Raw genomic sequence first — 14,974 nt, 5'->3', positions numbered from 1 at the left:
GACAATGGGAGCCTGTGGAAAAAACCCTTTGAGGCAGAAATCATACGTTGTGACTCATGGGCTTTTTGCTCTGCTGTTTTTCTTGCATGATTTCTTATTTACCGTGAATTTGAGTGATTTTTTTATCACATTTATCAGAAAGCTTTTTACGAAACGTATTCAAACGATCAGCAAAACCCCGTGACGATGGTAGTAGTAGGGTGTGATCAGCATTTGCTTGATCAGTCCAGTATCCAAAGGGAGCCTTTGCTGGGCGTGAACCAATTAATCAGTGTTGAACTAACGGGAGACACTTTCATGCTTGCTATGCACATACTCAAAAACGAAGCACATGCCAATTGAACAAACTATTTTGGTTCAATAATTAAAAAGACGGCCGTGCTATCTCCCACATTTAGCACTTCATGCCAATCAATGTGCTCGTTATAAAAATCATAACCTGTGGGTACATTTACCTCACGTGTTCCATTAGTATCCGTGATTTGAAATTTTCCTCCTACCAGAGTATATCCAAAATGCGCGGCGTGAAAATGCCTGTCATGGCCTACCCCTGGCTCAAATGTGCATTGGAGTACTCTGATGTTCTCATTCTCTTCCAGGATTTCACAAACAGACTCACCTTTCCAGCCTGCTTCTAGTGGGTCTGGTAGATTTTGTTGTCCAATACACACGTTGCTGAATAGCACCCAAAAAAGGCAATGGATGAAACAGACAACTTGGGGTTTGATTGTATGCAAAATGAATTTTCTTATTTCAATTGATCAACTTCAGTCACTGAGTAAATGGTGACAACTTGTTCTTTTCCTTTGAGGGCAATACTATCCAATTTGTGAAAACTAAACGCTGAGACCACCAACTTATCTTTTAGGTTTTCTGAAATCAGAAGTTCCTCCCTAAAATCATTGCATTTTTCCTGAATTCTGGCTGCCGTGTTGATGGTGTCTCCATGAAAGGCAATCTCTTTTTTGTACTTTCCTACTTCAGTTATGGTTACAATACCCTCATTGAGTCCTGCCTTGAATTGAGGTTGGCAGCCATATTGGTCTTGGTAGTATGCTTTTCTTTTTTCCAGCTGTGCCTTAAAACTGTAATAGGCTTGCAAACAATTTTCATTTCTCAGCCCATCAGCCAAATTCCAAGTTAGAATCACCTCGTCACCCACATATTGGTAAATCTCAGATTCATTTTCAACTACTACACCCAGATCATTGAAACAGTCTTGAATCATTTTACTGTATTGGATATGGCCGAGTCGCTCTGCATGCTGGGTAGACGATTTCAAATCTAGAAACATAAAAATGCGTTCTTCTTCTTTTGGGGTATAAAAATTCCCCGTCAAAAGCTTGAGTAAATTGTTTCCGCCTAGGTAGAGGCTCACTTGCATTAAACCAAACATAAAAATGTCTACTGACAGGATGTATAGGTAAATGGCGAAACTCCCAGGTTCGAAAGCGAAATCCAGTAACTCCATATCATTACCATAGAAAACAAATGCAAGAAGAATGATAGAAGTCAAAAATAGTAGTGCGTAGATGGCACGGATAATGATCAGCTTCAATAGTGATACTTGTTTGTATCCATACTCCATCATCAGTACATGTGAAAATCCAGAAATAGCGCCAAACAATGGCCCCATCATAAGCGAAGTAAAGATCGAGTCCCAAAACTCAAACTGGACAGAACCCAGCTCTCGTGTCCCCTCGCCTCTTACAATGCTGAGATAGATAAACGCCAGTGTCCAGCCTAGGCTATAATCACGAATTGTTTGCCAGCGCCGTTTGTTTTTGAAGGTCACTTGTCATGGAAATTAGTAAGCCCACAATTTAAGCAAAAAGGCTCTTCATGATTTTTCGTATGTTATTCCTCTTCTGGTTTATTAGTGGAGGTCACGCACTCAATCTTCCACTCGTCTCCATACTTTTTGTAGATGGTTGTCCAGGCAAAGTGTGTACTACCTTCTACCGTTTCGCCTGATTCATCCTGATAGGTGAGGGTAACGATTTTATCCACAATAGTGTAGGCCATGGTACCATCATCAGAGATCTTGATAATGGGTTCAGAGACATCGTCCCATTTCAGAAACTCTACGGATGAAAAATAGCGGTTGTACTTCGTAATACTGGCTTCTCTTTTTGGTCGAGTAATTTGACCTCGATTCACAGAAATGAAATTTTCTGAGTGCTGATCTGCAAAAGCAATTGAGTCTTTATTGAAATGATAATCGCGCTGTGCATGATGCATGGCCATAATTTTCTCCTTTTCTTCTTCAAAGGAAACGTCCTTTTTTAGTTGGCATGATTGCAAAGAAGAAATAATTAGTACGAGAGCAAGTATGCGTTTTTGACTTTTCATGAGTGTTTAATATAATGTTATACCCACAATTTGTCATTTGGACAGTGGAAGAAATCTAGCATACGACAATCCGCAAATAAGATTTCTCACATTTGTTCGAAATGACAGACATTGTTTGTTCTACCAAATGTTTTTGGAATTCAACAAATCTAAAAGAGCAGGTTATCAATCGCAATAAGGGGTGAATTCACCTGCATGGATGCAAGAGGCTAGAGCTTTTCTCCAAACTCTCCCATCTTTTGAATGACAGGAATGAGTTCCTTGCCCAAGGATGTGAGGGAGTATTCTACTTTTTTGGGATACACCTGGAAGTCTTTTTTTTGCACAATGCCATCTTTCACCAATTCACCTAACTGCTGAGCCAACGTGCGCTTGGAGGCTTCAGGGTTCTTTTTTTCAAAATCTACAAGCCTGGCATTTCGTCTGTTGAGTTCACAGAGCAAAGCCAGTTTCCACTTGCCAGTCATCACATTCAACGCCCGTTCCATTGGGCAGTCTGCTTTGAGTTTCGTTTTTCTTGAGTAGGTGCTCATGAAAGATTAACAACGAGACTCTGCCAAGTAGGTTTTGTTGGCACGGCGAGTATATGTAACCCTAACAGGGTTTTAAACCCCGTTAGGGTTACATGATTTTGTTAGACAAACTTACGTATGGCCATCATAGCGCCCAAGTGGAGGGCTTCATGATAGTTATTGAATTCGAAGGCGTCTTCGATTGAAGCTAAATGAAAACCTGTGGCTGTGGTTCGTTCTTTATAACTTTTGAAAATACCCTTTTTAAAATCGGATTCTGTTTTGTCAATCAGTGAAGTCAATAATCCGCGTAGTTCATCAACTTCTTGCTGCTTTACTTTGGCTTCTGGCTTAGTCCCAGGTTGATAACGTGCTGATAACTCTTGCGAAATATAGGGATCTAAGCCAGACCCTTTATAAATCAGACCCTGCTGCGCCACTATGATGTGACCCAAATTCCAAATCAAATTGTTGTTGAATCCTTCAGGGATTTGATTGAGTTGCTCCAGATCATATTTTTCGAAATACTGGGCAATTAACGACCTGCTGGTTTTCCAGGCTTTGAATTGTGCTTCCATAAGTCAGTTTGTTTTATTCCACCATGGCTTTATTGCAATAACTGTCTTTTTCGAAATCACGAATGTTCATGGAGACAATGGGCACTTGTGGAAAAAGTCCATTGAGGGCAGAAACTATGCGTCGCGACAAATTGGCTTTTTGGTCTGCCGTTCGTCCTTGCATGATGTTGCCAAAGACATGGATGAAATCGTCTGCCCCTTCTCCTGCTATGAATTCGTCAAAGGACTGAACCCTAACTTTGATATCAGTCTTTACAAACAATTCGCTTGCAATGGCCTCTTCATAAACGGTTTGCATGATTTCTTTTTTACTATGAATTCGTGTGATGTTTTCTGAGCAGTGAATGATGAAGTGTGGCATAAAATCGATTCGAAATTAAAAGTTCAATATTTAAAATTCAGCCTTTTGCGTCATTGCGATCCCGCCAAATAACGGGATCGCAATGACATAAAATATTTTACAACCCCTCCTGATCGATCAAATAGATCAAAGCGGCCATTGAGGCAGCACCCAGTTCGAGTTCGCGTTTATTGACTTTATCAAAAGTATCGTCAGTCGTATGATGATAGTCGAAGTATCGTTGTGAGTCTGGCATCAATCCAATCAGTGCTGGCCCTTGATCTTCTAGCGGATTGATGTCTGCTCCACCATAACCCTTTACGATTTTCCTCAAATCATAAGGTGCGAGCAAACTACTCCAGCTTTGGATTTTTGCTAAAGTTTCTTCTGAAGATTTAATTCCAAATCCTCTGGGCGTAAATCCTCCTGAGTCAGATTCCAATGCGGCAATGTGTTTTTCATCTTTTTCTTTCGCTACTCTGGCATATTCATTACCTCCTCTTAGCCCATTTTCCTCATTCATAAACATGACGGCTCTTAGCGTTCGTTTAGGGCGAATACCAGTGGCCTTAAAAATCCTAACAGCCTCTATGGCCTGCACACAGCCCGCACCATCATCGTGTGATCCATCACCTACATCCCAGGAGTCAAGGTGACCACCAACCACAATGTATTCGTTTGGCAATTCTGATCCTTTCAATTCACCTATCACATTGTATGAAAGTACGTCCGGCAACATTTCACAATGGGTTTCCATATAAAACTTCATGGCCTTATTGGCCTTGATAGATCTACTCAAATAATCGGCTCCAACTGTACTAATCGCCACAGCTGGAATCTGAGCCACTCCCTCCTCATAGATCAAAGAACCTGTATGAGGGGTGTCATTTTGTGCCAGCGTCAGGGATCTATTGATCGCGCCAACAGCCCCATACTTGGCTGCTTCAGATGGGCCTTTTACACGTTGATCTCCAGCGCCACCATAGGCATGTCCAGTATGAATGTGCTTAGGATCCATGGGTCTATTGAAGAATACTATTTTGCCCTCAATATTTTTCTTACCCAATTTTTCTAATTCCTCAAGGCTTTGCACTTCAATTACCTCTGCCAATAAACCTTCTGGCCCAGTACCCACACTGTTGCCCAAGGCTATCACATTGACGTCTTGAGAACCAAACTTGGAGTTCACAATTCGCCCAATTTCTTTTTGGCCTCGAACCCAATGCGGCACCATCACTTCTTGTAGATATACCTGGTCGAAGCCATAAGACTCCATTTGCTGACGGGTGTATTCTACAGCGGCAGCAGCTGAAGGCGAACCACTCAGTCTATGACCAATTTTGAGAGACAGGTATTCCAGCATAGGATAAGATTGTCCTTTGGTCAGTGCTTCGTCAAAAATGGTTCTTAGGTTTTGTTCGTGATTTTGTGCTTGTGTAGCGAAAGCAGATAAGAGCAGCAAAGCCGCTAACATTTGTTTTTTCATCTTTGGATGTGTTGAAAGTCCGTAATAATTATATAATGACAAGAATACGGTTAAGCAAAAACAATCGCTTAAAATCTGGATGCAAATTTTTAATCAAGAGTGGTACGATAGCTAATAGAGAGAAGTCGTGTTGTAAGGGCTTGAAGCCAAACCCTTCCAAAGGTTGAACTTTGGAAGGGTTGAAATAATTACGGTCTGAGCACCAAAGCGCCCTTAGAGACTTTCATAATATCTTCTTTATTCATCAGCTGTCTACGATATGCTCCATTCACGTACATCTCTGCTTGGTCGCTATAGTGGGGAGAAAATATATTGCCAGAATTTCCTGTGGGTAAAATGCTCCAGCTGTTTCCCTCCACATCAGCGAAATCTACAATTCGTCTTGTGGATGGACCAGCTGAAGTTTTGTATTCACCATCAGCCGACCATCTGTAGATATAGTTGTTGATCACTTCATTATTGCCCGGAACGGGGAACGGCCCTACATTAAAGTACTTTCTAAGCAGACTCACGGCTCCCAAAACATGATTGTGCTCAAGGGTGTGTACTTTGTTCCATTGCCATTGGCTCATGTCAGTCCCCAATTGGTTTTCTAACTCCAGCAGACCATTTGAAAATGCACTGGTGATGATTTGAGATCTGGTTTCCACTTCTGGTGTGTTGGGGCTGTCCCACCACACAGAACTGTCATTGGCAAAAAGCGGCTGGAAGCTTCGCTTCATCAAATGTGTTTTCATGTAAGCGTCAAATCCATCTGCACCAATTTTGTTTACAAAAATGCCTTCTTGTATTTTGTAAATCAGCTTATTATAAATCGTGGGAACGATATCATCTAATTCAAAAGTGCCTTTCCACTCAGACAAGAGCTGTAGCGCCTTCTCTTCATTTTCTGAGTTGATCAGTTTCTCGTCAATGGCTTCTAGGATAGAAGCAGCTACTTCTGGCGAGTTATTAGAGGTCACATCCAGCATCATTTTTTTGGTGTCTTCCACATCCCATTTTTTATCCTGATCCAATAAGTGTTTGATTCTTCTTGCCCGATCTTCTGGCAAGTAGTAACCAGGTACCACTAGCCCAAGGGTGGTGTCGGCTTGATTGTTGGCACTATAGGCATATCCCCAAGGCGCATTTTCTGATTTAGGATTGTAGCTGAAATCGTAATAGCCCTGAACTTCGTTCTGTCCTGAAGTGCCATCCAGGATTAGCTTTGAATTCACGGAATCAGCCCTGCGTAGCAAATGAGCAGATGACCAGCGTGCATAGTTGTCATGGGCATCAGCATACATGACGTTCAGCCCAGGGGCATGAATTTTGGCAGCATTTTTACGTGCATCAGCAAGATCCCTAGCGTGAGAAAAGCCATACGTCACTTCCAAAATTTCCCCAGGTTTTTGTGTATACACCCAAAAAAGAGATACTGGCGGCCAAGCCTGATCAAGTTCTAAAGCCTCGTTTACTACAGGGCCGTGGTGGGTATGTTTGATTTCCATTTGTATGGTGATGGAATCTTTCACTATGATACTTTCCTTTCTTATTTTATAGGCTTTCGCCTCTTCTTTGAATAAATATTGACCTGGGTTGGTAGGATTATCTTTTTCCCAATACAAGTCAATATCATCGTTTTCGAACATGGTCAAGCCTGTGGCATATTCTCTATTATGCCCCATAATGGCAAAAGGATACCCTGCTAGATAATAGCCATAAAAACTGGTTTCGGCCGTTTCGATATGCGCTTCATACCAAACGGCTGGTTGCGAATAGGCGATGTGTGGATCATTGGCTAAAATGACTTTGCCAGATTTGGTTTTATCTGGCCCTATTACCCAACTATTGCTGCCTATCAGTGGAGCAGCTGGCAGGTCTTTTAATATTTTGTCAATCTGCAACACCATCTGCTCAGTAGCTGGCAATGTAGAACCCAACAAAGCGCCTGTCATATTTGGTGAAACATCCAAATCTTTAAGGTAGTCTTCTCCCAAGTCTTGAAGAATTTTAGTGACTATGGGTTCTGTTTTTTGTGCGGCGGCAAAGCTAAAAGACATATAGCCCATCGTGTTGTACACGTCAATCATAGAAAAGGGGGTCTTTTCCACTCCAATAATGGAGAACTCAATTGGAGTAGGTCCGTCTGATACAAAGGTATTGACACCAGCCAAATACGCCTGTGCGGCCGCTCGAATCTTGGGATCTCCATTCGTTTGAAAATGGGTTAACATTTGTTCAGAATATTGCTGAATGCCTAACGCTCTAAACAACTTATCTACTTTGAGCAGTTTGCTTCCAAAAATCTCAGAAAGACGCCCTGGAGCGATTCGTCTTACCACTTCCATTTGCCACAGACGATCCTGCGCATGAGCATAGCCAAGGGCTCTGTAGGCATCCTCTTCATTAGGAGCATAAATATGTGGAATCCCATAATCATCATAATAAATTTCGGCCTGAGCAGAAAGGCCAGGTAATTGAGTTTCTCCTGTGTATTGTGGTTTTAATGAATCAGCATACCAGTAGGCATAGGCAGCAAGAACAACAACAGCTACTAAGAGTGAAGCAAAGATTTTCTTAATCATAATATGGATTATCTGTTACGCTTTGAAGTTAGTCACTCTTGGATTTTTGGACAAACACTTTGAACAATAGAAAGAAAAACAAAAATCAGGAATGCGCATATAAACCTTAACAATCGGACTTCTTTTTATTAGAAAAGATTATTTGTACTTTAACTAAGCACATCTTGAGAAATACCTAACATATATTATTAACCAAATAATCTAATTTATGGGAACCGTTATCAGCACAGTTGTCTATAGACTCAAAAAGGAGTCTACAGATCCAATCACCCTTAGTGTAACCATTGGCCAGGGTCAGCAAGCAGCCAGCACTATTCATCTTAATCATGTGATGTTTAAAAGTGAGCTCGCCAACGACTTCGAAGAGCACGTAGGTGACAATACTTCTTTACTAAAAAGTATCCTGACATTAGATACTGACATACTTGATGTAAATCCCAGTACAGATGAAACAGAACTAACTGTTCGACTAGAAGGTGGAGAAAAAGATGTCACCAAAAAATTCACGGAGACGGCAGATCACAGTGGGGGAGTTGTTCATTACCACATTACTTTCTACCTAAAATGAGAGGATTTGTATTAACGCTAGCGGCTTTATTTTGGCATCAGATGCTTTTTGCTCAGGATGATAGTCAGAATGATTCTCAAGGAGAAGAAGTCACTTTAGATCAATTGGCCGTTCCGAGTTCTCCAGGATTTTTAATCTTAGGTGAGGAAATAACCAGTATAGAAAAACCAACTAACGCGACAGATTTTATCGCTTCAGTTAAAAATGCTTCTGATGGATTCAGTTCGCTTCCAAAGAATTTTGCCATTGAATTTCTGCCTTTTTGGGTCTTTGGCGGTAGTAACACCAATTACAAATCGCTGACGAGCAATTCGGTAGGCGACAATATTGAGCAGAGCTTTCAGGTTTCTATTGCTACACAAACTAAGACTACTGATGCAGGTACAGACAGTACTCAATTGGGCCTGGGGTTCAAATTTTCAATTCTGAGAGGAGATATAAATGATGATTTTGCTAAGCATGCTCGCAGGGTTCAGAATTTGCTAAATGAATTTAATTTAGAAATGAGTTCGAGAGCAGCAAAAAAGGAAAATGAGGACACTCAATTGAAAGCGCTGAATCGGAGACTACTTGATGCTGATGAAGACGATGAACCAGGTATTCAAAAAGAGATTGAATCACGTCAGGCAGAGATTTTAAAAGAAGTTGAACTCCAGCTAACTAAAGAAAAAGAAGAGTTGAAAAATCTGGCTACCGAATACAAATTCACGCGCTATGGCTGGAAGTGGGATGTTGCAGGGGCATGGGCGCTGTCATTTAGAGATCAAAACTTTGACGAACGCGAAGTACAAAGATTCGGAATATGGACCACTTTTGGGTATGAAACTAAAAAAGTGAATGAAAATTATTTGAGCTTTTTGGGACTAGCCAGATGGATCAAAAATTTTGATGACCCCTATATTGACGTGAACGATGCAACACTTGAAGCGGATAATACATACATAGACACGGGTTTGAGATTGATATATACTATGAAAGAAAAGCTTTCAGTTTCGGGAGAGTATTTATATAGGCAATCCAGAGATATTGATGAAATTTCTTCGAGCGACAGATATACACTTAATGTGAACTACCAACTGCCAAAAAACAAGGTGGTGACATTTACTTATGGAAAGGACTTTGACGGTAACATTACCAAAGATGGGAACCTGATTGCAGCAATCAATCTCGTGGTAGGTCTGGGCTCAGAGCGATCACTCAAGTAGATGGTCTATTGAGCTTTCAAAAGAAAAACAGCCATGGAATAATCCCCATGGCTGTTGATAGCATTCAATAGTATTGTGAATTACTTCTTGTTGATTTTAAATGTTGCTGTGGTGTTTTCGTTTATTAGCTTCACCAGATAGATACCCTTTCTTAGGTTTTGAATATCAATTTCGAAAACTTGTGAGCTATAAATTTTGTTTAGGGATGATTGTCTAACCATTTTTCCAGACTGATTGAACATCAGAAATTCTACCTGACCACTCATATTTTCATCCAAAGCTAAATGTAGTACTTGATCTGCTGGGTTCGGATAGAAACTTATGTCATTGATGGTTTCTTGATTGGCACCTAACACAAAGTTGACAGTCAATTTAAAAGTGGTAGAAACTGAATTTTCTGCCTCGTCTGTTGCTGTAATTTTCAGACTGATTTCTCCATTATCCCCTTTCACAGGTGTACCAGACAGTGTACTGGTGGTGGAGGCAAAACTCAGCCAGGAGGGCAAAGCACTATCGTCTGCTAGACTGGCTGACAAGGTAAGGTCATCCCCATCTTCATCCGAGAACGTGTTCGCGGGAATGGTGAAACTAAACGCCTCATACTGATCAGTAGATTGATCTGATATGACATTGGCTACAGTTGGTACATGGTTCCCTTCGCCAATTGTTAATATAAATTCATCAGAGACGGTGGCTTCGCCATCATCTGCCAATACTTTAATGGTATAAGAGGTAACCTCATCAGGCGTTCCAGAGAATGTAGCTGTTTCTGGATCAAAGCTGAGCCATTCAGGTAAAGCGCTGTCATCAGCTAGTGTCGCAGACAGCGTCAAATCGTCACCATCCACATCATCAAACACATTTTCAGCCAGTTCAAAACTAAAAGGATCGTCTACTTGTCCCTCTTGGTCTTCGATTGGGTTGGCGAGCGTAGGCGCATCGTTTACAGGATTGACTGTGATGTTGTAGGTTTGGGTTTCGGAAGTAGAGGCTAAATCTGATAAAGTGAACTCAAAAGAGTCTGTGTGATTTTCACTGCCATCATGGTAGTAGTAGATGTCCCCATACCCAACTTCCTCTTGTGTAAAAGTATCTCCAACACCAAGATTTTCAATTTGCTCAGTGCGTTGGATTATTCCAAAATCTGGAAGGGTAACAATAGTATAAAACACCTCACTTAACGTGTTATCTGGATCGTTGACCGAAAGGGTTTCATATAGACTTTGTGAGTCTCCTTCGTCTAATTGAAGCCCATGATTGGCCGCGAGCTCAGGGAGATCATTCACAGGAGTTACTGTAATATCAAAATCTAATAGATCAGTTTCGAAATTTTCATTGGTGACTTTAAAACTAAATGTGTCAGCTGTGGTTTCAGACCCATCATGTGTATATGTCAGCAAGCCAATATTTTCAATACCTAATTCATCTCCTTCTACAACAGCTCCTCCTTCTATTGTTAAGGTGCCATGGTCTGGCAAGGATGTAAAAGTGACATAAGCTTCTTGATCGTTGCCGGCAGGATTTTCTAGAATCAAATGCTCAGAGCTGAAAGCAGTGGCCGCTCCTTCGTCAAGAGTTAAGCCATAATTTTCAACAATAGGCTTATGCGAAACAAATTGACGAGCCATGATGGCATCACTACTATTATCTGCGTACTGACTTTGCCATACCACTGTGTAAGACCCATCTGGACTAGAGGCAATCGCATTATTAGTTGAACCACTGGCACTAATTTCATTGATTTTAATTTCAGGGCCAATTGGATTTAATTCGCTAGATATCCTTCTGATATAAGCGCTGTAGAGGTCTGCTTCTACTTCATATTGAGTATAGCTAATTATTAAATCACCATCGTCTACAAGTGCTATATTAGGACTTACTTCACTTTCAAGTTCTCCTATAATTACAGGATCAGAGTCAAATCCATTTTCAGCAGAGTAGGTTCTAGCCATCAGATTGTACACTTCATCTCCTAGGATATATTCCGACCATGTCAGTATAAAATCTCCGTCTTCGTCTGTGGTGACTGGTGGCTTGTTGGAATCCACATATGAACTTTCACTAAAAGAGACATTGTCTGCAATTATCTCTAGTTTTTCGTTGAACACATAAAAACCATTTGTGACTCCGTCATAATCATATATATACGGGATGGCCATTTCTCCACTGTCATTGATAGCAATTGAAGCTTTGAGGTTTACATTTTCTATTTCTTCTAATTCAAACAGGGTTTGATTTCCGCTTTCATCTGGTTCACCATTTGCACTATACAATTGACTATAGACGCGATTCCAGCTATCATCAGATGAGTATCTTTCAGACCAAATCACCTGAAAATCCCCCCCAGATCTTATGGCAATGTCAGGATTGTATTGATTATAGTTTGTTTCTTCGTTTATGATTGATTCTGTCATAAGCTCAGTACCATCCCAATCAAAAACCCTTCCCAGTATATCATCACTTTCACCTCCTACAACACTATATTCTGTCCAGACGACCATAAAATTGCCGTTGTCGTTCAGAGCCACTTCCGGATCATCCAAACTACTCATCGTGCTGCTGTTTACTTTTATTTCGGATCCTTGGCGTATGCCTTCTTTGTTGTAGCGTTGTGCTCGAACAGCTGGATAAGAAGAATTACTATAATCTCTCCAAACCACTACAAAGTCACCGTTTTCGTTTTGTGCGACATCTGGTTTTTCTTGTGTATTGGTCGTTGTCGAGTTGACAATAAACTCATTGCCAGCGTCTATGTTGACTTCGAGTGGTTTAGCGAAACTTGCCCCATGAATTTCTCCTGATTTGGCCCTTGTGATCGTTACTTCACTATTTTCATTAATTATTAGTGTGGGGAAGGAGCCTATACTGGAAGAACCAAATGGATAATAATATTCAACAAAAATTTCTCCTTCAATGTCAAGTATTGATACAGGAGTGATGTCGCCATCCCAGCGTTCTTCCCAAGTGATGGCTACTTCGCCAAGATTGTTTGTATCAACAGACGGAACAAAGTCATTTGGAGCGTTGTTGGTGAGTTCTACATCCTCAAAAATTATGGAGCCTTCCTTTGTAAACTTACTTACCAAAACAGCGGAATTATCTTCATAATACTCTGTATAGACGATGGCAAAATTGCCATCGTCATCCATTACTATAGATTGACGACGTGTTGCACTTGATGTGCCACCAGAAATTCTAACATCATTGGCATCCAAAGGTGAGTCTTCAGCATCAAACCTGCGATAATAAGTGTGCTCTTCTCCTCCAGATTCTCTGCCGAATGTAGCTACAAAACTACCATCATTATTTAATGCTATGTCTGGATAGTTTCTTTCCCCACTAAAAGTATAAGCATCAATTTTGAACTCATCTCCGTCAGTTGTCGCATCTGTATTTATTCTTCTTGCTTTTAAAATATCCTGGGAGTAGTCTTCAACATAGATTATAATAGCGTTTCCATCATTATCCATAGCTACGGATGGATTATAATGGTTGAAAAAACCAGTTGTTTCGTCATCTACACGAATCTCAGTTCCATTGGCTTCCCCAGCAGCGTTGTACATTTGAGCAAAGATGCCGAACGAAGAATTTCCTGCATCCCCTTTCCATGTGACGATGAATTGACCATTCGCATTTGATGCTACATCAGGATCACGTTGGCTGTTGGTAGTCGTCGTATTGATATGAAATTCTTCTCCGTTTTTGGTGCCATCAGCGTAAAATCGCTGACCCATGATGCCATAACCTGACTCATAGGCAGGATCCCAACTACCCTCCCAAACCACTATGTAGTTGCCATCTCCATCTTTGGCTATGGCTGGGTTGTTCTGAACTCCAGAAGTGTACGTGTTAATGATCTCTGAGTCTAGGATATTGTAGGGTTGGTTCTCACCGTCCTGATATCTCTTGAAGTATATGGCACTGCCGTCACAATCGGCACCTTCTGGACATTCTCCGTCGGCAAGTGAATTCAGATTGTCTTCCCAAGCGACTACAAAATCGCCTCTGTCGTTCATGCCTATGGCTGGATGACTGGCTACATTGCCTTCATCACCTTCGTTGTAAAAATCCCAGGATTCTATTTCGTCACCAAATCGATTGTATCTGCTTCCTTTGATGCTTTGATTGCCTGAATATTCATAGGTGTTGTAGACGACTGCAAACCCGCCGTCTTTGTCGGCAGCTATTTTTGGGTTTGTAGTATTTTGGAATCCGGCCACAGAGATGTCGCCATCTACCTGAGGGGAGCCTTCACCATCAAATATTTGTGCTCTGATATATTCGGATGATCCTATATAGTCTTCATATTCCCAAGCGACCACAAACCCACCGTCTCCGTTGAGGTCTACATCAGGTGTTTTGACCTTGGTGCCGTCATCATAATCTGTGGCTGAATGTACGATAAATGTATCGTCATCTGGAGTGCCTTCGTGATACTTTCTTCCGTTTATTACACTATAAGTAGTACCTGAACCATCAATAGATTTCCATACAACAATGAAGTTTCCTTCCTCATCCAGGTCTATTGAGGGATCTGTATGGCTACGTGTAGGGGTTTGACTAACAGCCAACTCTTCTTTCGAAGAATTATCGGAAGTGTAATATTTGGCTTTAATTTCTTCATTATAAGCCCCGTTTTCTTCCCAGACTATTACGAAATTTCCAGAGGCATCCATGGCTACATCTACCTCACCCATGCCATTGGAACCAGAGGCTACCGTAAAGGGGCCATCATTTGTGATTGCGCCATCCTCCACTTCGTAGCGCATGTACTTGATCTCATATTCGGCAGGGGGTCTGCCACCATCGTCTTCTGCCCAAACCACGATAAATTGATCTTCATCATTGAGGGCTACAGCGGCATCATTAATATTGATCCCTTCTACCACATCAAAGCTAAGACTTTGATCTACATCCCCTCCGTATGCCTTGCCATGAATATTTTCTCCATTATCCTCCCAGATAACAACGAAGTTGCCGTCATTGTTATAGCTGACTTCGGGTGCCTCTTGAGCTCCCGTGGTTTCGTCATTGACAAGCGTCTTGTCTGCGGTAAGGTATTTTGGGGTTCCAGGCACACCACTTGCTGCCGCAGCTTGTTGGGCGTTGATATCGGGTGCCATGGCCATGCTGAAGGCCAAAGAACCTCCAGCCGCAGCGAGTTTTAAGCGGCTAGTGAGTTGTTCTATTTTTTGTTTGAGCTTGCGAAGCTGCGTCAGAATTTTATAACGCCTTCGCGCAGTAAGGTCTTGAAAAGTATCTTTGGAGATTCTTTTTTCGAAGCGGAGTTGTAGTTTTCGGAATTTGCGAAGCGTCCTTCTGTATTCCAGATAGAGGTAATTTTGGTAGTCCATATCCAGTTAGGG

12 protein-coding genes are annotated in these 14,974 nt (G+C 41.4%); 3 read left to right on the top strand and 9 right to left on the bottom strand.

Annotated elements, in window-relative coordinates:
• Nucleotides 1–186: 186 nt before the first annotated feature.
• Nucleotides 187–342: a hypothetical protein gene (locus tag B9A58_RS20370; RefSeq protein WP_176214747.1), complete on the top strand. Its 156-nt coding sequence runs from the start codon at nucleotides 187–189 to the stop codon at nucleotides 340–342.
• A 5-nt stretch (nucleotides 343–347) separates the two neighbouring features.
• Here the strand turns inward: B9A58_RS20370 and B9A58_RS10460 are convergent, their stop codons facing one another.
• The 8 genes from B9A58_RS10460 to B9A58_RS10425 all read right to left on the bottom strand — a co-directional run bounded on the left by B9A58_RS10460 (nucleotide 348) and on the right by B9A58_RS10425 (nucleotide 7,835).
• Nucleotides 348–686: a cupin domain-containing protein gene (locus B9A58_RS10460; protein ID WP_139793833.1), complete on the bottom strand. Its 339-nt coding sequence runs from the start codon at nucleotides 684–686 to the stop codon at nucleotides 348–350.
• A 62-nt stretch (nucleotides 687–748) separates the two neighbouring features.
• Nucleotides 749–1,795, bottom strand: a complete 1,047-nt coding sequence (locus tag B9A58_RS10455; RefSeq protein WP_084372793.1) for an adenylate/guanylate cyclase domain-containing protein — start codon at nucleotides 1,793–1,795, stop codon at nucleotides 749–751.
• Nucleotides 1,796–1,857: 62 nt separating this feature from the next.
• Nucleotides 1,858–2,352, bottom strand: a complete 495-nt coding sequence (locus B9A58_RS10450) for a nuclear transport factor 2 family protein (protein WP_084372792.1) — start codon at nucleotides 2,350–2,352, stop codon at nucleotides 1,858–1,860.
• 209 nt (nucleotides 2,353–2,561) lie between these two features.
• Nucleotides 2,562–2,885 carry a winged helix-turn-helix transcriptional regulator gene (locus B9A58_RS10445; RefSeq protein WP_084372791.1) on the bottom strand — a complete coding sequence of 108 codons (324 nt, stop codon included), beginning with the start codon at nucleotides 2,883–2,885 and terminating at the stop codon, nucleotides 2,562–2,564.
• A 101-nt stretch (nucleotides 2,886–2,986) separates the two neighbouring features.
• The gene (locus B9A58_RS10440) at nucleotides 2,987–3,442 is read right to left on the bottom strand and encodes a DinB family protein (RefSeq protein ID WP_084372790.1); all 456 of its coding nucleotides are present in this window, start codon (nucleotides 3,440–3,442) and stop codon (nucleotides 2,987–2,989) included.
• Between the two features lie 13 nt (nucleotides 3,443–3,455).
• Entirely contained in the window at nucleotides 3,456–3,803 is a 348-nt protein-coding gene (locus B9A58_RS10435) for a 5-carboxymethyl-2-hydroxymuconate Delta-isomerase (protein ID WP_084372789.1), read from the bottom strand.
• 97 nt (nucleotides 3,804–3,900) lie between these two features.
• On the bottom strand, nucleotides 3,901–5,268 hold the full coding sequence (locus B9A58_RS10430; protein ID WP_084372788.1) for a M20/M25/M40 family metallo-hydrolase: 1,368 nt from the start codon (nucleotides 5,266–5,268) through the stop codon (nucleotides 3,901–3,903).
• A gap of 188 nt (nucleotides 5,269–5,456) precedes the next feature.
• On the bottom strand, nucleotides 5,457–7,835 hold the full coding sequence (locus B9A58_RS10425) for a penicillin acylase family protein (RefSeq protein WP_084372787.1): 2,379 nt from the start codon (nucleotides 7,833–7,835) through the stop codon (nucleotides 5,457–5,459).
• A gap of 208 nt (nucleotides 7,836–8,043) precedes the next feature.
• Between B9A58_RS10425 and B9A58_RS10420 the strand changes: the two genes are divergently transcribed.
• Nucleotides 8,044–8,403 carry a hypothetical protein gene (locus B9A58_RS10420; protein ID WP_084372786.1) on the top strand — a complete coding sequence of 120 codons (360 nt, stop codon included), beginning with the start codon at nucleotides 8,044–8,046 and terminating at the stop codon, nucleotides 8,401–8,403.
• On the top strand, nucleotides 8,400–9,608 hold the full coding sequence (locus tag B9A58_RS10415) for a hypothetical protein (protein WP_084372785.1): 1,209 nt from the start codon (nucleotides 8,400–8,402) through the stop codon (nucleotides 9,606–9,608). The genes B9A58_RS10420 and B9A58_RS10415 overlap by 4 nt, the downstream gene beginning before the upstream one ends.
• Nucleotides 9,609–9,688: 80 nt before the next feature.
• Here the strand turns inward: B9A58_RS10415 and B9A58_RS10410 are convergent, their stop codons facing one another.
• The gene (locus tag B9A58_RS10410; RefSeq protein WP_084372784.1) at nucleotides 9,689–14,962 is read right to left on the bottom strand and encodes a putative Ig domain-containing protein; all 5,274 of its coding nucleotides are present in this window, start codon (nucleotides 14,960–14,962) and stop codon (nucleotides 9,689–9,691) included.
• Nucleotides 14,963–14,974: the final 12 nt, after the last annotated feature.

It is taken from the genome of Reichenbachiella faecimaris (assembly GCF_900176375.1).
Lineage (GTDB): Bacteria > Bacteroidota > Bacteroidia > Cytophagales > Cyclobacteriaceae > Reichenbachiella > Reichenbachiella faecimaris.
Note: the sequence above shows the minus strand (reverse complement) of the source record. Positions and strands in the feature narration are given on the sequence as shown.

Coding starts and splice junctions, on each gene's coding strand:
- B9A58_RS10425 (WP_084372787.1), bottom strand. CDS start 7,835: ATGATTAAGAAAATCTTTGCTTCACTCTTAGTAGCTGTTGTTGTTCTT.
- B9A58_RS10430 (WP_084372788.1), bottom strand. CDS start 5,268: ATGAAAAAACAAATGTTAGCGGCTTTGCTGCTCTTATCTGCTTTCGCT.
- B9A58_RS10410 (WP_084372784.1), bottom strand. CDS start 14,962: ATGGACTACCAAAATTACCTCTATCTGGAATACAGAAGGACGCTTCGC.
- B9A58_RS20370 (WP_176214747.1), top strand. CDS start 187: ATGGTAGTAGTAGGGTGTGATCAGCATTTGCTTGATCAGTCCAGTATC.
- B9A58_RS10440 (WP_084372790.1), bottom strand. CDS start 3,442: ATGGAAGCACAATTCAAAGCCTGGAAAACCAGCAGGTCGTTAATTGCC.
- B9A58_RS10435 (WP_084372789.1), bottom strand. CDS start 3,803: ATGCCACACTTCATCATTCACTGCTCAGAAAACATCACACGAATTCAT.
- B9A58_RS10450 (WP_084372792.1), bottom strand. CDS start 2,352: ATGAAAAGTCAAAAACGCATACTTGCTCTCGTACTAATTATTTCTTCT.
- B9A58_RS10420 (WP_084372786.1), top strand. CDS start 8,044: ATGGGAACCGTTATCAGCACAGTTGTCTATAGACTCAAAAAGGAGTCT.
- B9A58_RS10415 (WP_084372785.1), top strand. CDS start 8,400: ATGAGAGGATTTGTATTAACGCTAGCGGCTTTATTTTGGCATCAGATG.
- B9A58_RS10445 (WP_084372791.1), bottom strand. CDS start 2,885: ATGAGCACCTACTCAAGAAAAACGAAACTCAAAGCAGACTGCCCAATG.